Below are 20,764 nucleotides of genomic sequence, written 5' to 3'. Positions count from 1 at the left end.
GATAGGCCGTGACGAGAGCCTCCGCTCGGAGCGTCGCGCCGTCATGCGGTGTGTGTGCTCCCTGAGGTCCGCATCGGTACACCCTTCTGGGAGCGTGAGTCGGTTGGCACTTTCCGAGGTTCGCAACGAGGTCCGCCTGCCGGTCACCGCCGCCCAACTCGGTGTGTGGGTGGCTCAGCGGCTGGCGCCGGAGAGTCCCCTCTACCAGTGCGCCGTCCACTTCGACTCGGCTCCGCTCGACATCGAGGTGCTGCGCCGGTCCGTCACCCTGGCCGCGGCCGAGACGGAGGCGCTGCGCGCCCGGTTCGGTGACGACGGCGAGGTCTTCCAGGCCGTCGCCGACACGGTCGACGCCCCGGTGGACGTCGTGGACCTCAGGGCCGCCGCCGACCCGGAGGCCGCCGCCCGTGACTGGATGGACCGGGACCTGGCCACCGTCCCCGACCTGGAGGCGGGACCGCTGTCCCGGCACGCGCTCCTGGTCCTGTCCGACCAGCGGCACTTCTTCTACCTGCGGTACCACCACATCGTCCTGGACGGCTTCGGCCAGACCCGCTATCTGGACCGGCTGGCCCGGATCTACACGGCGTTGAGCGCCGGGCGGCAGCCCGAGCCGGCGCGCCCCCGCGGGCTCGACGTGCTCCTGGCCGAGGAGAGCGCCTACCAGGGCTCGACGCACCACGAGACGGACCGTGCCCTCGTGCTGGAGCGGCTGGCCGGAGCCGAGGAACGCCAGAGCCTCTCCGAGGGCGTGGCCGGAGCGTCGCCGCGCGCCCTGCGACTGCGCACCGACCTGCCGGCCGGCCTCACCGGTGCGCTCACCGCGGCCGGACACTGGCCTGCCGTCATCGCCGCGGCCACCGCCGTCTACCACAGCCGGATGCTCTCCGTCGGCGACGTGGTCCTCGGGATACCGGTGGCCGCGCGCCGCACTCCGGCAGCGCTCGCCACCCCGGCCATGCTCGCCAACGACCTGCCGCTGCGGCTCACCGTCGGTCCCGACACGACTTTCGCGGAGCTCGTCCGCGCCGTCCGCGCCGAACTCGGCACCCTGTTGCGCGCCCAGCGCCTGCGCCGTGAGGAACTGCACGAGGCCCGTGAGCTCACCGGCACGGACGCCGCCCTGTTCGGTACGGCCGTCAACGCCATGTCCTTCGACGCCAGGGTCCGCTTCGGCGACGCGCTCCTCACCCCGCGGCAGCTCTCCAACGGGCCGGTGGCCGACTTGGCGATGGCCACGTACGGGGACCCCGCCTCCGGCGAGGTCGTACTCGAACTCGCGGCCAACCCCGCGCTGTACACCGAGGACGAACTCCGCTCCCACCAGGAGCGGTTCCTGCGGCTGCTCGGTTCGCTCGCGGACGCTCCCGACGCCCCCGTCGGCCGCGCCGCGCTCCTCGACGCCGAGGCCTCCGAGCTCTTGCTGCACGCCCCCAACGGTACGGCAGGCGATGTTCCGGGCCCTCTGGTCGACCTCTTCGAGCGGCGGGCCGCCACGATGCCCGACGCCGTTGCTCTGCGCGCCGACGAGACCCTCACCTACGCGGAACTCGACGCCCGCGCCAACCGGCTCGCCCGCCTGCTCGCCGATCGCGGCACGGGCCCCGAGTGCCTGGTCGGGGTGGCGCTGCCGCGTACCGCCGGTCTGATCGTGACGCTGCTCGCGGTCCTGAAGACCGGCGGCGCCTACCTGCCCATCGACCCCGAACACCCCGCCGACCGGCGCGCGATGATCCTGGCGGACGCCGCTCCCGGCCTGCTGGTCACCACCACCGGTACCGAGGTGCCCGACGGGGTGCCCGCGCTGCTGCTGGACACGGTGGACCTGCGCACGGGTGAGGCGGGCCCGCTCGGCCGCCCGCAGGACCCGCGCGCCACCGCGTACGTCATCTACACCTCAGGTTCCACAGGCCGTCCCAAGGGCGTCGCCCTGGAACGGTCCGCGATGGACAACTTCCTTCAGGCGATGGCTCTCGCGGTGCCCGTCGGTCCCGCCGACCGGCTGCTCGCCGTGACCACCGTGAGCTTCGACATCGCCGTCCTGGAGATCTTCCAGCCCCTGCTCGCCGGGGGCCGCGTGGTGCTCGCGAGCCGCGACGAGGTGCTCGACCCGGACGCGCTGCGGGCGGTCGTCGAGCGCGAGGGCATCACCGTCATGCAGGCCACGCCCAGCCTGTGGCAGCCGCTGATCGAGACGCGGCCGGAGGTCTTCGCCGGTGTGCGCGTGCTGACCGGCGGCGAGGCCCTGCCATGGTCGCTGGCCGGCCCGCTGGCCGAGCACGCCGCGAACGTCACCAACATGTACGGCCCCACCGAGACCACCGTCTGGTCGATGACCGCCCCCGTCACGGAGGGCGACGGCCGGGTCTCGCTCGGCGCGCCGATCCTCAACACCCAGGTGTACGTGCTCGACACGGCCCTGCGACCGGTGCCGGCCGGGTACAGCGGCGAGCTGTACATCGCCGGAGACGGCGTGGCCCGCGGCTACCGGGGACGGCCCGGCCTGACCGCCGAGCGCTTCGTCGCCAACCCCTACGGCTCCGGGCGCCTCTACCGCACCGGAGACCTGGTGCGGCGCGAGCACGACGGGTCGTTCACCTTCCTGTCCCGCCTCGACCACCAGGTCAAGGTGCGGGGCTTCCGCATCGAACTCGGCGACATCGAGGCCGCGCTGCTCGCGCACGCGCCGGTCGAGCGGGCCGCGGTGCTGATGCGCGAGGACCGCCCGGGCGACAAGCGGCTCGTTGCGTACATCGTATCGCCGGAGGGCGACTCGCCGGGACTGCGCGGCCACCTCGCCGACACACTGCCCGAATACATGGTGCCCGGCGTCGTCGTGGCCCTCGACGCGCTGCCGCTGACCCCCAACGGCAAGCTGGACCGCCGGGCGCTGCCCGCCCCCGTACGCGTCGCGCTCTCCGACGGCCGTGCTCCGCGCACCGACCTGGAAGCGCGCCTGTGCGCTCTGTACGCCCAGGTGCTGGGCGTCGAGTCCGTCACCATCGACGACGACTTCTTCACCATCGGCGGCACCTCCCTCTCGGCCACCCGCATCGTCAGCCAGGCCGCCGGCGAAGGCCTCACCGTGGCCATCCGCGACCTGTTCCGGGCCCGGACCGTCGCCCGGCTCGCGCCGGCCTGCGCGGTGGGCGGCCCGGCCGGTGCGCCGCCGGCGCGGAACCTGCCCGACCCGCTGCCGCAGGCCGAACTGGCCGAGCTGCTCGCCGACTCCGGTGTGGAGGAGGTCCTGCCGCTGACGCCGCTGCAGGACGGGATCGTCGTGCACAGCCTCACCACCGACGAGGACCGCGACGTGTACAGCGTGTGCGTCAGCCTCGACCTGGCCGGTGACGTGGACGCCGAGCGGCTGCGCGCCGCGCTCGGCACCGTCGTCTCCCGGCACCCCGTGCTGCGCTCCGCGATAGCCCACGAGGGCGTGAGCCGCCCGGTGCTCGTGGTGCGGGGACGGGTCACTGTGCCCTGGCGCCTCCACGATCTGCGCGGCCGCGCGGACCGGCTCGACGCGGTGCTGCGCGCCGAGACCGCAGTGCGCTTCGGCCTCGCCGAGGCGCCGCTGCTGCGCGCCGCCCTGCTGCGGCTCGACGACGGCTGGCGGCTCCTCGTCACGGGCCACCACGCCGTCCTGGACGGCTGGTCGGTTCCGGTGCTGCTCGGCGAAGTGCTGCGGGCCTACGCGGGGGACGACCTGGGCGCCCCGCCCCGCCCCTACCGCGGCCACCTCGCCTGGCTGGCCGCTCAGGACCACGAGAAGTCCGCCGCCGCGTGGGGCGAGGCTCTCGCCGGTGTCCGGCCCACCCTGGTGGCCACGGCACACGGGCCCGCCGAGGCGGCCGTACGCCTTGAGGGCGTGCTGGACGCCGCGACCACCGAGCGTCTGACGGACGCCGCCCGTGACCTGGGCGTCACCGTCAACTCCCTGGTACAGGCGGCCTGGTCCGTCACTCTGCGCGAGCTGACCGGCCGGGACGACGTGGTGTTCGGCGTCACCGTGGCGGGCCGTCCCGCCGAGGTGCCGGGCGTGGACGAGATGATCGGACTGTTCGTCAACACTGTCGCCCTGCGTGCCCGTCCGGGCGCCGCCCGCACCCTGGCCGAGCTGGCCCGGTCCGTCCAGGACGACCAGGCCGACCTGCTCGCGCACCAGTACCTGCCACTGGTCGACGTGCAGCGGGCGGCCGGTGTCTCCTCGCTCTTCGACACCGTGGTCGCCTTCCAGAACTACCCGGTGGACCGGGCGGCGCTGGACGCGACGGGCCGCGAGAGCGGTCTGGTGGTGGGCGACGCCGACGTCGACGACGTCAATCACTACCCGCTCACGCTCACCGCCGTTCCCGGCGAGCGGCTCACGGCCCGGCTCGTGTGCCGCCCGCACCTGTTCGACCCGGCCGCCGCACAGACTCTCCTCGACCGGTTCACCGGCACCCTCGCCACGTTCGCCGACGCCCCCGCCTCGCTCGTCGGCGAGCTGGTCCCCGACCGCGGGGCCGCGGTCGGGGAGCACCGGCGTGACCTCACCGAGCTGCGCGGCTTCCGTTTCGATACGGCCGAGGTGGAGGCCGTCCTCGCGGCGCACGCCGATGTGCTGCGCGCCGCCGTCATGGTCCGTGAGGACGCCCCCGGCGAGCGCAGGCTTGTCGGCTACCTGGTGCCCCGCCGCGGCGCCACGGTCGACGTCCCGGCCCTGCGCGGCGCGGTGGCCGCCGAGCTGCCGGACTACATGGTCCCCTCGGTCCTCGTCACCCTGGATACTCTGCCGCCCGCGCCCGGCGGCGGGATCGACCGGCGCGCGCTGCCCGTTCCGATGATCACCGGTGCCGCCCCGCGCGTCCCGCGCACCCCCGAGCAGGCCCTGTTGTCCGAGCTGTACGCGGAGGTGCTCGGCCTCGGCACGGTCGGTATCGATGAGGACTTCTTCGCGCTCGGCGGCGACAGCATCCTCGGCTTCCGGCTGCTGAGCCGCGCCCGCGCCCGCGGTGTGTCGTTCGGCTTCCGCGACCTGTTCGAGCTGCGCACCGCGGCCGCGCTCGCCGAGGCCTGCTCGGCGTTCGAGCCGGGCGCCGCGCCCGCCGGGATCACCCTGCCCGTCTCCACGGACGAGGCCGCGCGCCTGGTTGCCGAACCCGGCGTCGAGTCCGTGCTCCCGCTCTCGCCCAACCAGCAGGGCCTGCTGTTCCACCACGCCTTCGACGACTCCGGCGCCGACCCGTACACCCTGCAGATCGTCCTCGACTTCGCCGAGCCCCTGGACGCCGTACGGCTGTCGGCGGCACTCGACCGCGTCCTGCTGCGCCACGAGGCGCTGCGCGTCTCCTTCCGCAGCTCCGAGGAGCAGCGGGCTGTGCAGCTCGTGCACGAGGCGCCCGGCGTGCCGGTCCGCGAGGCGGACGCGGCGGACGACGCCGCGTTCGACGCGCTGCTCGACGAGGACCGTGCCACCCGGTTCGACCTGAGCCGTCCGCCGCTGGTGCGGGCGATCACGGTGCGACGTGCCGACGGCAGAGGCTCCCTCGTCCTGACTATGCATCACATCGTGGTGGACGGATGGTCGTTGCCGATCGTCGCCCAGGACCTCTTCGCCGCGTACGCGGATCCGGACGCCGTATCCGGGACGGCGGGGCCGGCGCGCTACCGCGACCACCTCGCGTGGCTCGACGGCTCCGACCGCGAGGCGTCGCTCGACGTATGGCGGACGCTGCTCGCCGAGGTCACCGAGCCGTCGCGGATCGCCACCGGGCACGGTGACCGCGTCCTGGAGCCGGTGCGCCAGGAGCACCTGCTCGGCGCTGCGGAGACGGCCGCCCTCGGCGCGGTCGCCCGCCGGTACGGCGTCACCGTCAACACCCTGGTGCAGGCCGCCTGGGCCATCGTGCTGCGCGGGCTGACCGGCCGCGACGAGGCGCTGTTCGGCGTCACCGTGGCAGGCCGCCCGGCCGAACTGGAGGGAGCCGGGGACCTGGTGGGCCTGTTCATCAACACGGTGCCGCTGTCGGTGCGTCTCGATGCGGGCGAGCAGCTCGGCGATCTCGCCGTACGTCTCGGTCGCGAGCAGTCCGCGCTGCTCGACCACCACCACGTGGCGCTCGGCGACATCCAGCGCGCCGTGGGCATGGGCGAGCTGTTCGACACCCTGCTGAGCTTCGAGAACTACCCGCTGGACCCGGCCGGGATCACCGCCCGTGCGCAGGGTGCGGGGCTCGAACTGGCCGATGCCCGCGTCCGCGACGGCAGTCACTTCGCCATCAGCGTCGTCGTCGAACCCGGCGAGCGGATGCGGCTGCGGGTGCGCCACCAGCCGCAACTGGTCGACGAGGTCACCGCGCGGACCGCCGGGGCCGAACTGCTGGCGACGCTCCGGGCCTTCGTCGCCGCCCCCGACCTGCCGCTGGGCCGGCTCGCCAGGACGGAGGAGGACGCGCCCGCGGCCACGTCCGCGACGCCTCCTTCGGACGCGACCCTCCCCTCGCTGTTCGCCGCGCAGGCGGCACGGACCCCGGACGCGCAGGCCGTCGTCGCCGCCGACGGGGCCCTCACCTACCGGCAGCTCGACCGGCGCTCCAACGCGCTGGCCGCCGAACTCGTCGCCCGCGGCGCCGGTCCCGGCAGTCTGGTCGCGGTGCTGCTGCCCCGCTCGGCGGAGCTGATGGTCGCGCTGCTCGGCGTGCTCAAGTCCGGCGCCGCCTATGTGCCGGTGGACCCCGCCTATCCGGCCGACCGCATCGCGGTGATCCTGGAGGACAGCGCACCCGCGCTGGCCGTCACCGCCGACCCCGGCCTCGTGCCCGTGGGCCTGGCCACCGTGGGTCCCACCACGGCCGAGGCCGACGCCATCGTCCGTACGCCACGGGCCGAGGACGCCGCGTACGTCATCTTCACCTCCGGCTCCACCGGACGCCCCAAGGGCGTCGTCGTCGAGCACCGCGCCCTGGGCGCCTACGTGGCGCGCGCGGCCACGGCCTACCCGGACGCGGCGGGCACCGCCCTCGCGCACACCTCGGTCTCCTTCGACCTCACCATCACCTGCCTCTACACCCCGCTGGTCGCGGGCGGCCGGGTGCACCTCGCCGAGCTGCCGGACGCGATCGGCGCCGCACGGCCCACCTTCCTCAAGGGGACGCCCAGTCATCTGCGGCTGCTCGACACGCTGCCCGACGAGGTGTCGCCGACCGGCACACTGGTGCTCGGGGGCGAGGCACTGCGCGGCGAGATGCTGGCCGGCTGGCGGGCCGCGAATCCGGACGCGACCGTCATCAACGCGTACGGGCCGACCGAGGCGACCGTCAACGTCATGGAGTTCCGCGTCGAGCCGGGCGAGCCGCTCGCCGACGGCCCGGTGCCGATCGGCCGTGCGTTCCCCTACGCCCGGGTGCACCTCCTCGACAGCGGCCTGCGGCCGGTACGCCCCGGCGCGCGGGGCGAGTTGTACCTCGCGGGTGAGGGGCTGGCGCGGGGCTACCTGGGACTGCCGGGCCAGACCTCGCACCGTTTCGTGGCCGATCCGTTCGGTCCGGCGGGCAGCCGGATGTACCGCTCGGGCGACCTGGCGAGGCTGCGCCCCGACGGCATGATCGAGTACCTCGGCCGGGTCGACGACCAGGTCAAGGTACGCGGCTTCCGCATCGAACTCGGCGAGGTCGAGGCCGCCGCCGAGGCGGTGCCCGGCGTCCGCCGCGCCGTCGCGGCCGTCCGCGGTACCGTCGGCGAACCCCGCCTGATCGGCTACCTGGTGGTGTCCGACGGCGTGCGGCCGGCCGAGGTCGAGGCGCGGATGCGCGCGGTGCTGCCCGAGTACCTGGTGCCCGCCGCGTTCGTCGTCCTGGACGAGCTGCCGCTGACCCCGAACGGCAAGGTGGACCGGGGGGCCCTGCCCGAGCCCACCACCACCGCGGGTGCCGCCGGCCGCACGGCCTCCGAGGGCCTGGAGGAGCGGCTGCTGGGTCTGTTCCGGCAGGTGCTGGGGCGTGCGGATGTGGGTGTGGAGGATGACTTCTTCGCGCTGGGCGGTGATTCGATCATGTCGATCCAGCTGGTCGGGCGTGCGCGTGCGGCGGGTCTGCGGTTCTCGGCGCGGCACGTGTTCGAGCACCGCACTCCCGCCGGGCTCGCGGCGGCGCTCGGCGGTGAGGTGTCCCGCGATCCGCTGGAGGAGCGGCTGCTGGGTCTGTTCCGGCAGGTGCTGGGGCGTGCGGATGTGGGTGTGGAGGATGACTTCTTCGCGCTGGGCGGTGATTCGATCATGTCGATCCAGCTGGTCGGGCGTGCGCGTGCGGCGGGAGTGCGGTTCTCGGCGCGGCACGTGTTCGAGCACCGCACTCCGGCCCGGCTCGCGGCGGCGCTCGGTGAGCAGCGGCAGGATGCGCCCGCCGCGGACGCCGCAGCGGGCCCGCGGAGCGCGCCGCTGCTGCCTCTGATGCGTCGGCTCGTCACCCGCGGCCGGTTCGACCAGTACCACCAGTCCGTCACCCTGACCCTGCCCCCGACCACCCGCGAGCACCTGGTCGCCGCGCTCGGCGCGCTCGTCGAGCGGCACGAGGCGCTGCGGATGCGCGTCGAGGACGCCGAGCGGTTCACCGTCGCGCCGCCGGCCGACGGCGCCGCGCTCGCGGACGCGCTCCTCACCCGTATCGCTGCCTCCCCGGACGCGACCGACGAGGAGGCCACCGCTCTCGCCGCCGCGCACACCGGCGCCGCCCGCGATGCCCTCGACCCGGCCGCGGGCCGGATGCTGCGGGCCGTTTGGATCGACCGCGGCGGCGAGCTTCCTGGCCGGCTGCTGCTCGTCGTGCACCACCTGGCCGTCGACGGCGTGTCCTGGCGCATCGTCGTGCCCGACCTCGCCGAGGCGTGGACGGCGGTCACCAACGGTGGCCGGCCCGCGCTCGCCCCGGTGGGGACCTCGTTCGCGGCATGGGCGGACGCGTTCACCGCGCTGCCCGCCGACGACGACGCGCACTGGCGGGAGCTGCTCACCGCAGGCGACCCGCTGCTCGGCGAGCGGCCGCTCGACCCGGCCCGTGACCTGCGCGGGGACGCCGGACGGCTGACCGTCCGGGTGCCCGCCGACGTCACCGGTGTGCTCCTGGACGCGCTGCCCGCGGCCTACCACGCCGGGCCGGACGACGTCCTGCTCACCGCTCTCGCCGCCGCCGTACCGCTGTGGCGCGGCGACCGCGGCGGACTGCTCGTGGACGTGGAGAGCCACGGCCGTCACGAGGACCTGATTCCGGGCAGCGAACTCGCCCGCACCGTCGGCTGGTTCACCGTCTCCCACCCCGTACGCCTGGACACCGCGACGGCCGGCCCGGGTGCCGTCCTGGCGGGTACGGATGCCGTGGGTCACGCCCTGCGTGCCGTCAAGGAGCAGTTGCGCACCACCCCGCGCCACGGCATCGGCCACGGCCTCGCGCGCCACACCGACCCGGCCACCGCGCGGGAGTTCGCGGAGCTGCCCGAGGCACAGATCGGCTTCAACTACCTGGGTCGCGTCAGCTTCGCCGGCGCGCTCGCGCCCGGCTGGGAACTGGCCGAGGTCGGCGCTGACGACGCCCCCGACGTCCCGCTCTCGCACACCGTCGAGGTCAACGTCGCCGCCCACGAAGGCCCCGGGGGAACGGAGCTCGTCGCCACCTGGAGCTGGGCCCGGGCCCTGGTCCCCGACGCCGACGTGGCCCGCCTCGCCGACCTGTGGGACAGCGCGCTGCGCGCCCTCGCCGCGCACGGCGAGCGCCCGGACGTGGGTGGCCGCACCCCGTCCGATCTGCTCGTCACCCTCACCCAGGAGGAGATCCGCGAGCTGGAGGCCGATCCGGACGTGGCCGAGCTGCTGCCGCTCGCCCCGCTCCAGGAGGGACTGCTCTTCCACCATCAGTACGGTGACGGCGCCGACGACCCGTACATCTCACAGCTCCGCGTGGAGCTCGACGGCGCACTCGACCGCCCCCGGCTGCGGGCCGCCGCCGCGGCGGTACAGCGCCGCCACCCCGCGCTGCGGGCCGCCTTCCGCCGTACCGCACAGGGCACACCCGTCCAGGTCGTCCTCGCCGAGCCCGAACTCGACTTCACCGAAGTCGACATGACCGACCACGCGGAGCTCGACGCGGTCTGCGTGGCGGACCGCCGACGCGGCTTCGACATCACCGCGGCGCCCCTGATCCGCTGGACCGTCGCCTCCCTCGGCGAGCACCACACCCTCGTGGTCACCGCCCACCACAGCGTCCGCGACGGCTGGTCCATGCCGATCGTGATGGGTGACCTGATGGCCCACTACCTGGGCGACACCCTGCCGCAGGCCCGCCCGCACCGCGCCTACCTGGCATGGCTGGCCGGCCAGGACCGCACGGCGGCCGAGGCCGCGTGGGGCGAGGCGCTCGCCGGGCTCGACGGCGGCACCCTGCTGTCCTCCGGACCGGCTCCGGCCGCACAGGAGCCCGGTCTGCTCGACCTGACCGTCGACGGACTGGATGTGCGGGCCGCCGCCCGCCGGCTCGGTGTCACTGTCAACACCCTGGTCCAGAGCGCCTGGCTGCTGCTCGTCGCCCGGCTCACCGGACGGGACGACGTCGTCACCGGCACCACCGTCAGCGGCCGGCCCGCCGACCTGCCCGGCGCGGCCGACATGGTCGGCCTCTTCGTCAACACGGTGCCGCTGCGGGCGACCCTGCGCGCCGACGAGCCGGTCGGCGACTTCGCCCGCCGCCTCCAGCTGGAGCAGGCCCGGCTGACCGACCACCACCACCTCGGCCTGGTGGACATCCGGAACCGGGCGGGACACGGCGAACTCTTCGACACCTCCATGGTGTTCGAGAACTACCCGCTGGACGTCGACGCGCTGGCCGCCGTGGCCCGCCGCGCCGGTCTGGAGGCCGGAGAGGTCACCCACCACGCCGTCACCCACTACGCACTCGCCATGGAGGCGACCCCGAGCGCCGACGGACTGCGGCTGCGCCTGCACCACCGCCCCGACGTCCTCGACGCGGAACAGGTCTCTCTGGTCGCCGAGTTGCTGCCTCGGCTGCTGCGCACGGTCGCCACCGAGCCCACCACCCCGACCGGCCGGATCCCCGGGTGCGGCTCCGACGCCCTCCTCGCGCTCGGCCAGGGGCCCGAGGACACCGCCGCCCCGCGCACCTGGCCCGAGCTCTTCCTCGACCAGGTCCGCCGCACACCCGGCGCGCCCGCCGTCGTCTCCGGCACGAGGACGCTCACCTTCCGCGAACTCGCCGACCGGGCAGGTGCGCTGGCCCGGCTGCTGGCCGAGGCGGGCGTCGGCGCCGAGCGGCGGGTGGGCATCGTCCTGCCCCGCTCCGTCGACCTGGTCGTCGCCCTGCACGCGGTCGCCCTCGCGGGCGGCGCCTTCGTCCCCGTCGACCCGGCCCACCCGGCCGAGCGCATCGCGCAGACCCTCGCCGACGCCGCGCCCCTCGTCGTCCTCACCACCACCGGCACCGCCCTGCCCGGGACCGGGGTGCGCCGCCTCGACGTGGACGCGCTGGACCTGACCGGCGAAGGGCTCGTCCGTCCGGTGCGCGCCGAGCAGGCCGCGTACGTCATCTACACGTCGGGCTCCACCGGCCGCCCCAAGGGCGTCGTCGTCACCCACGGCGGCATCCCCGGCCTGGCCCGCGCCCAGAGGGCCGCCTTCGACGTCGACGGGAGCGCCCGCGTCCTGCAGTTCGCCTCGCCCAGCTTCGACGCCTCCGTCTCCGAGGTGGCCGTCACCCTGCTGGCCGGAGCCTGCCTGGTCGTCGCCCCCCGTGAGGAGCTGCTGCCCGGCGCCCCCCTGGTCCGCACCATCGCCACGCACGGAGTCACCCACGCCACGCTGCCGCCCGCCGCGTTGCGCGAACTGCGCCCCGACGACCTGCCGACCCTGCGCAGCCTCGCCGTCGCCGGTGAACAGTGCCCGCCGCAGCTCGCCGAGGTCTGGTCCGCGGACCGTCGCCTGATCAACGCCTACGGGCCGACCGAGACGACCGTGTGCGCCACCATGAGCGCCCCGCTGGCCGGATTCGGCGTACCGCCCATCGGCACCGCCCTGCCGGGCCTCGCGGTCCGTGTCCTCGACGCCCACCTCCAGCCCGTCCCGGCAGGCGTGGTGGGGGAGCTGTACGTGTCCGGCGCCGGTCTCGCCCGCGGCTACCTGGACCGCCCCGGACTGTCCGCCGAACGCTTCGTCGCCGACCCCTTCGGCGCCCCGGGCACCCGCATGTACCGCACCGGCGACCAGGTCTCCTGGCGCGGGGACGGACAGCTGGTCTACGTCGGCCGCGCCGACCGGCAGATCAAGCTGCGCGGCTTCCGCATCGAACCGGGTGAGATCGAGGCGGCCGTCGCCCTGGCCCCCGAGGTCGCCGCGAGCGCCGTCGTCGTCCGCGAGGACCGGCCGGGCGACCGCCGCGTGGTCGCCTACGCGGTGCCCGCCCCCGGCGCCACCGTCGTCCCCGGGACACTGCGCGCCCGGCTGCGCGCAGTGCTGCCCGACCACATGGTCCCGGCCGCCGTCGTCGTCCTCGACCGGATCCCGGTCACCGTGAACGGCAAGCTCGACCAGGCCGCCCTGCCTGCCCCGCGCTACGACGCCACCGTCGGCCGCGCCGGCGGCGACCCCGTCGAGGAGCTGCTGGCCGGGGTCTTCGCCGAGGTGCTCGGCGTGGACCGGGTCGGCGTGGACGACTCCTTCTTCGACCTGGGCGGCCACTCGCTGCTCGCGATGCGCCTGGTCGCCCGGACGAGCGCCGTGCTCGGTACCGAACTGGCCGTGCGCGACATCTTCGAGACGCCCACCGTGCGGGAACTCGCCCGGATCGCCGCGAGCGGCCCGCGCACCACCGGTGCCGCCCCCGGCGAACTGCCGCGTCCCGACCGGCTGCCGCTGTCGCACGCCCAGCAACGGCAGTGGTTCCTCGATCGCTTCGACGGTACGAACTCCGCCTACCACATCCCGATGGCGCTCCGGCTGACCGGCGAACTCGACGAGGCGGCACTCTCCGCCGCCCTCGACTCCCTGGTGAACCGGCACGAGAGCCTGCGCACCCTGATCGCGGAGGACGAGGACGGCCCCTACCAGCGGATCGTGACCACCGCACCGCGCTGCGAGCGGAGTTCGGTCACCGCGGACCTGCTGGACGCGGCGCTGCGCGAGGCCGTCGCCCGGCCCTTCGACCTGACCGGCGAGGCGCCCTTGCGCGTGCACCTGTTCGCGGTGGAACCCGACGAGCACGTCCTGCTCGTCGTCGTCCACCACATCGCCGGGGACGGCGCCTCCGTACCGGTGCTGGCCCGGGACCTCGTCGCCGGCTACCGCGCCCACCTCGACGGCGGCACACCCGAAGACGCGGGCTCCGCACCGCAGTACGCCGACTTCGTGCTGTGGCAGCGCGCCGGGCTCGGAACCGAGGACGACCCCGATTCCCCGCTGAGCCGCCAGCTCGACCACTGGACGGCCGCGCTCGACGGCCTGCCCGAGGAGCTGGCGCTGCCCACCGACCGGCCCCGCCCGGCGGCCGGACCGCACCGCGCGGGCCGCCACCGCCTGGAGATCCCGGTCGACCTGCATGCGGAACTGGCACGGTGCGCGAAGGAGTCGCAGGCCACTCCCTTCATGGTGGTGCAGGCCGCCCTGGCGGCCCTGCTGTCCCGGCTCGGCGCGGGCACCGACATCCCGCTCGGCTCACCGGTCGCCGGACGCTCCCACGCGTCGCTGACGGACGTGGTGGGCCTGTTCGCCAACACCCTGGTGCTGCGCACCGACGTCTCGGGCGACCCGAGCTTCACCGAACTGGTGCGGCGGGTGCGGGAGACCGACCTGGCCGCGTTCGCGCACCAGGACGTGCCGTTCGAGCGGCTCGTCGAGGCGCTGCGGCCCGAGCGGTCCGCTGCCCGCCACCCGCTGTTCCAGGTGGTCCTGGAATGGGGCGACGACGACACCCGCGCCCTGGACTCCCTGCGCCGACTGCCTTCTCTCGCCGTCGAACCGCTGCATCTGACGGTCGACGCCGCCAAGTTCGACCTGGTGTGGCACCTGCGCCCGCGGCTCACGCCGGAGGGGGCCCCGGCGGGCATCGCGGTGGATCTGGAGTACAGCGCCGACCTGTTCGACGCCGCGACCGCCGAAGCCTTCGGCGACCGGCTGGTCCGGCTGCTCGGCGCCGCGCTCGCCGAGCCCGGCCGCCCGGTCACCGACCTGGACGTCCTGTCCGCCGACGAGCGGGCTCTGCTGCTCACCGACCGGGCGCACACCCCCGTCGGCCCGGTCGGCCCGCTCGGCACCCACGACACGATCGTGCGCCGCTTCGAGGCGGCCGTCGCCGCCCGGCCGGCCGCCGTCGCCGTCACCGGCGAGGACGCACAGGGCCGGCCGAGCTCCCTGACGTACGCGGAGCTCAACGCCCGGGTGAACCGGCTCGCCGCACTTCTGCGGGAGCGGGGCGCCGGCCCGGAGCGGTTCGTCGCCCTGGCCCTGCCCCGGGCGACCGACCTGGTCACGGCCGTGCTCGCGGTCCTCAAGTCGGGCGCGGGCTACCTGCCGGTCGACCCGGCCTACCCCGCCGAGCGCGTCGCCCTGCTCCTCGGCGACAGCCGGCCCGTCGTCACCGTCTCCACCCGCGCCACCGCGGCCGCACTCGGGGGCGATCCCTCCTGGATCGCCCTCGACGACGGAGACGTGCTCGCGGACCTCGCCGCACGGAGCGCGGCCGATCCGGAGCCCGTCGGGGCCGCCGACCACGCCGCGTACGCCATCTACACCTCCGGTTCCACCGGCACCCCCAAGGGCGTGGTGGTCACCCACCGCAACGTGCTGCGGCTCTTCGACGCCACCGACCACTGGTTCGGCTTCGGCGCCGACGACGTGTGGACCCTTTTCCACTCCTACGCCTTCGACTTCTCGGTGTGGGAGCTGTGGGGCCCGCTGCTGCACGGCGGCCGGCTCGTGGTGGTGCCGCACGCCGTCAGCCGCGAGCCGCGCGCGTTCCTCTCCCTCCTGGAGCGCGAGCGCGTCACGGTCCTCAACCAGACCCCGTCCGCGTTCCACGAGCTGATCCGCGCCGACGAGGCCGTGGGCGGCGCCGACCTCGCGCTGCGCTACGTCGTCTTCGGCGGCGAGGCCCTGGACCCGGCCCGGCTCCTGCCCTGGTACGAGCGGCACGCCGACGACAGCCCGGTGCTGGTCAACATGTACGGCATCACCGAGACCACGGTGCACGTCACCCACCGGGCGCTCACCGCGCGACAGGTGCGGGAGGGAGTGGCCGGCGCCATCGGTGTGGGCATCCCCGACCTCGGGGTGCACGTCCTCGACGAGCGGCTGCGGCCCGTCCCGCCCGGCGTCGTGGGGGAGATGTACGTCTCCGGCGCGGGCGTCGCCCGCGGCTACGCCCACCGCCCGGGCCTGACCTCCGGCCGCTTCGTCGCCGACCCGTTCGGCGCGCCCGGTACCCGCATGTACCGCTCCGGCGACCTGGCCAGGCGCCGCCCCGACGGCTCGCTCGACCACCTAGGCCGGGCCGACTCACAGGTCAAGGTGCGCGGCTTCCGCATCGAACCCGGCGAGATCGAGGCGGTGCTGCTCGCCCAGGACCGGGTGGCCCAGGCCGCCGTCGTGGTCCGCGAGGACACCCCCGGTGACCAGCGGCTCGTGGCGTACGTGGTCACCGTGGACGGTACGGTTCCGGCGCCGGCCGCCACCGAGCTGCGTGAGGCGGTGGCCGGGGCGCTGCCCGCCCACATGGTGCCCTCCGCCGTGGTCGCGCTCGACCGGCTCCCGCTGACCGTCAACGGCAAGCTCGACCGGAAGGCGCTGCCCGCCCCGCAGGCACCCGCCCGCCCGGCGGGCCGCACCCCCGCCGACCCGGCCGAACACCTCGTCGTGGACGCCTTCGCCGAGGTGCTCGGCGTGGACCGGGTCGGCGTGGACGACTCCTTCTTCGACCTGGGCGGCCACTCGCTGCTCGCGATGCGCCTGGTCACCCGGGTGCGCGCCGCGCTGGGCGCCGATCTCGGCGTGCGCGACCTGTTCGAGTCGCCGACCCCCGCCGCCCTCGCGCGCCGCGCCGCCGACGCCCGGGGAGCGACCCGGCCCGCACCGGCCGCGCGGCCGCGCACCGAGCGCGTCCCGCTCTCGTACGCCCAGCAGCGTCTGTGGGTACTCGACCGGCTCGGCGGCCACGAGGGCGCGTACAACATCCCGATCGCGCTCCGGCTGACCGGCACCCTCGACGCGGACCGGCTGCGCGAGGCGCTCGGTGACGTGGTGGCCCGGCACGAGAGCCTGCGCACCCTCGTCGACGACCGCGGCGGCGACGGCGCCGATGCCTGGCTGCGGGTGCTGCCCGAGGCCCGGGCCGATCTGCCGGTCGTGCCGGTGAGCCCCGAGGACCTCGACGAGCGCGTCGAGGCGGTCGCCACGGCAGGCTTCGACCTGACGGCCGAAGCGCCGATCAGGGCCCGCCTGTTCGCAGTGGGACCCGACGAGCACGTCCTGCTCGTCGTGGTCCACCACATCGCGGGCGACGGCACCTCCATGCCGGTCCTCGCCAAGGACCTGGCGACCGCCTACGCGGCCCGCCTGGACGGCGCGGCCCCCGACTGGCAGCCGCTGTCCGTGCAGTACGCCGACTACGCGCAGTGGCAGCGCGAGTTCCTCGGCGACGGCGACGGCACCGAGATGGCACGGCAACTCGGCTTCTGGGAAGCCGCTCTGAGCGGGCTCCCCGAGGAGCTGACGCTGCCGGCCGACCGGCCGCGCCCGGCGGTCGGACCGCACCGCGCGGGCCGGGAGACCTTCGAGGTGCCCGAGGAGCTGTACCAGCGGGTGGGCCGCGTGGCCCGGGAGCTGCGGGCCACCCCCTTCATGGTGGTGCAGGCCGCCCTCGCGGCCCTGCTGTCCCGGCTCGGCGCGGGCACCGACATTCCGCTCGGCTCCCCGGTGGTCTCGCGCGCCGACGAGTCCCTGGCCGACGTGGTCGGATTCTTCGTCAACACGCTGGTGCTGCGCACCGACGTCTCCGGCGACCCGAGCTTCACCGAACTGGTGCGGCGGGTGCGGGAGAGCGATCTGGCCGCGTTCGCGCACCAGGACGTGCCGTTCGAGCGGCTCGTCGAGGCACTGCGGCCGGAACGCTCCGCCGCCCGCCACCCGCTGTTCCAGGTGGCACTCAGCCTGGACGGCGCGGGCGGCACCGCGCTCGCCGAGGCCGGCCGGATGCCCGGACTGGCCGTCGAGCCCCGCCCGGTGGCGCCCTCCGTCGCCAAGTTCGACCTCACCTTCACCCTCACCGAGCGGCTCGGCGCCGACGGCGCACCGCTCGGTTGGAGCGGCGGCGTCGAGTACAGCGCCGACATGTTCGACGCGGAGACGGTGGGGCGGCTGGCCCGCCGCCTGGTGCGGTTCCTGGACGTGCTCACCGGACGGCCCGGGGCACCCGTCTCGGCCCATGACGTCCTGGTGGACGGAGAACGCGAGCGGGTCCTCGGCAGCTGGCTGGAGACCACCGCCCCGGTCTCCCCGGCAAGCCTGCCCGACGCCATCGCACGCCACACGGCCGAGCGGCCGGACGCCCCCGCCGTCACCTTCCGCGACACCACGCTCTCGTACGCCGAACTGGACGCGCGCGCCAACCGGTTCGCGCATGCCCTGCTGGCCCGCGGGGTCGCCCCCGAGTCGCGCGTCGGCGTCCTGATGGAGCGCTCGGACACCCTGGCCGTCGTCCTGCTCGGCATCGTCAAGGCCGGCTGCGCCTACGTCCCGCTCGCCCCCGCCAACCCGGACGAGCGCCTGGAGTGGATGCTCGACCAGGTGCGGGCACCGCTGCTCGTCGTGGACGAGGCGTGCCGCGAGCGGGCCGGGAGGCTGGACACCAGGGCCGATCTGGTGGACGCCGGGGCCGACGTCTCGCACCTGCCGGCCACCGCGCCGACCGCCCCGGTGGACCCGGGCCGGCTCGCCTACCTGATGTTCACCTCCGGCTCCAGCGGGCTGCCCAAGGGCGTCGCGATCTGTCACGGCGACATCGTCCAGCTCGCCGCCGACCGCTGCTGGGACGGAGTCACCGACCGGGTGCCGCTGCACTCCCCGCACGCCTGGGACGCCTCGATCCTGGAGTTCTGGGTGCCGCTCGTGCGCGGCGGCGAGGTGCTGGTCGCGCCGCCCGGCGACCTGGACGTGAGCGACCTGCGGACGCTGATCGCGGACTCCGGGATCACGTCCCTGTTCCTGACCGCGGGCCTGTTCCGGGTGCTCGGCCAGGAGATTCCCGAGGCGTTCGCCGCCCTCCGGCAGGTCGCCACCGGCGGCGACGTGGTCTCCGGCACGGCCGTGCGCCGGATCCTGGACCACGCCCCGCACCTCAGGGTCGTCAACGCCTACGGCCCGACCGAGGTCACCGTGATGGCGCTGTCCCACCGCGTCGACCCGGCCGCACTCGACGGGCGCTCGCACAGCGTGCCCATCGGCCGCTCCCTGGACGCCATGCGGCACTACGTCCTCGACGACGCGCTGCGGCCCGTGCCGCCGGGCGTCACCGGCGAGCTGTACGCGGCGGGCCCGGGCCTGGCCCGCTGCTACTGGAACCGCCCGGATCTCACCTCCGGCCGCTTCGTCGCCGACCCGTACGGCCCGCCCGGCACCCGGATGTACCGCACCGGCGACCTCGCACGCTGGACGGCCGCGGGGCTCGTCGAGTTCGCCGGCCGCGCCGACGACCAGGTCAAGTTGCGCGGCTTCCGGATCGAGCTCGGCGAGATCGAGGCCGCGCTGGCCGCGGACCCCGGCGTCACCGCCTGCGCGGTGATCGTCCGCGAGGACCGGCCCGGCGACAAGCGCCTGGTCGCCTACACGGTGGCCGGTCCCGGCTACGACCGGGCGGAGCTCGGTGCCCGCCTGGGCCGCGCCCTGCCCGACTACATGGTGCCCGCGGCGATCGTCGAGCTGACCGAGCTGCCGCTCACCGCGATCGGCAAGCTGGACCGCAAGGCGCTGCCGGCGCCCGAGTTCGGCAGCGCGGGCGGCCGGGCCGCCGAGAGCACCGAGGAGGAGATCCTCGTCCGGCTGTTCGCCCGCGTGCTCGGCCTGCCCGCGGAGTCCGTCGACGCCCACAGCGCCTTCTTCGACCTCGGCGGCGACTCCATCATGGCCATCCAACTGGTCAGCGCCGCCCGTCGCGAAGGCCTCACCGTCACCGGCGCCGACGTCTTCACCCACCGCACCGTCGCCGAACTGGCCCGCAGGGCCGCCGCGGCCGGGGTCCCCGAGCAGGGCGAACCGGACGAGCCCGTCGGCGAGCTGCCCGCCTGGCCGATGCTGCACTGGCTGGCCGAACGGCAGGTCCCGGTGGACCGGTTCAACCAGACCACCGTGCTCAACGCCCCCGCCGAGCTCGACCTGGACCGGCTGCACACACTGGTCGGCGCGCTGCTCGCCCGGCACGACAGCCTGCGTCTGAGGGTGGACGTCGACGACCCGGCGGACGCCGCCACCTGGCAGGTCGAGGTTCCCGGCCCGGACACCGTCCGCGCCGCGGACCGGGTGACGCGGGTGGACGCGGCCGCACTGTCCCCGGCCGCACTCGACGACGCCGTACGGGACCACGGCACGGCGGCCGTCGAGCGGCTCGACCCCGCCGCGGGCGCCATGGTGGAGGTCGTCTGGTTCGACCGGGGCGAGCGGCCCGGCCTGCTCCTGGTCGCCGTCAACCACCTGGCGATCGACGGAGTGTCCTGGCGCATCCTGCTGCCTGACCTCTTCCACGCCTGGGACGACATCCGGGCCGGGCGGGAGCCCGCCTCCGACGCCGGCGGAACGTCGCTGCGCCGGTGGGCGCAGCAGAACACCGAACGCGCCCGGTCACCGCGGACCCTGGCCGAACTCGACCACTGGACCGGCGCGCTGCGCGGCGGCCCCGTCGTCGGCGCGCGCCCCCTCGACCCGGCGGTCGACGTGCTTGCCGCCGCGCGGCGGCTGCGCCGCACCCTGCCGGCCGAGGTCACCGGGCATCTGCTCACCACCGCACCGGCCGTGGTCGGCGCGGGGGTGGACGACGTGCTGCTCGCGGGCCTCGTCCTGGCCGAGGCCCGCAGGCGCCGCGACCCGCACGCCACCGTCCTGATCGACGTGGAGAGCCACGGCCGTGAGCGCGACGGAGCGCTGGACCTGTCCCGTACCACGGGCTGGTTCACCGCCCTGTACCCGGTGCTCCTGGACACCGGGGGCGTCGATGTCGACGAGGCGCTCGCGGGCGGCCACGCCGCCGGAACCGTACTCAAGCACGTCAAGGAGCAGCTGCGGGCCGTGCCGTCGGAGGGCCTGGGCTACGGCCTGCTGCGCCACCTCAACCCGGAGACCGCCGCCGCCTTCGAGGGGCTGCGCCCCGCGGGGATCGGCTTCAACTACCTGGGCCGTTTCGTGGCCGGGGAGACCGGCGACTGGTCGGTCGCCGCGGGGGCCCCGCGCCCCGAGGGCGAGGACCCGGCGACCCCGCTGGCCCACGCCGTCGAGATCAACGCCTACGTCGAGGAGAGCGCGGAGGGGCCGCGCCTCGGGGCGACGTGGACGTACGCCCCCGGTGTCCTCACCGAGGACGAGGCCGCCGCGCTCGCCGACGGCTGGTTCGCGGCGCTGACCGCCCTCGCGGAGCACGCCCAGCGGCCCGATGCCGGCGGTCTGACCCCCACTGACGTGGGGCTTATAGAGATCACACAGAGCGAGATTGAAGAGTTCGAGGACGAACTGGCCTCGGACTGGGAGATTTGA

Annotated in this window: 1 protein-coding gene; it reads left to right on the top strand. The window is 75.0% G+C overall.

Going from position 1 to position 20,764, the window contains the following annotated elements:
• Nucleotides 1–43: 43 nt before the first annotated feature.
• Nucleotides 44–20,764: a non-ribosomal peptide synthase/polyketide synthase gene (locus ACIQPT_RS23820; RefSeq protein ID WP_401158237.1), complete on the top strand. Its 20,721-nt coding sequence runs from the start codon at nucleotides 44–46 to the stop codon at nucleotides 20,762–20,764.

This window comes from Streptomyces sp. NPDC091289, from assembly GCF_044757365.1.
Classification (GTDB): Bacteria; Actinomycetota; Actinomycetes; order Streptomycetales; family Streptomycetaceae; genus Streptomyces.
The sequence above is the reverse complement of the archived record's forward strand: the minus strand, read 5'-3'. Positions and strand labels throughout refer to the sequence as shown.

Coding starts and splice junctions, on each gene's coding strand:
- ACIQPT_RS23820 (WP_401158237.1), top strand. CDS start 44: ATGCGGTGTGTGTGCTCCCTGAGGTCCGCATCGGTACACCCTTCTGGG.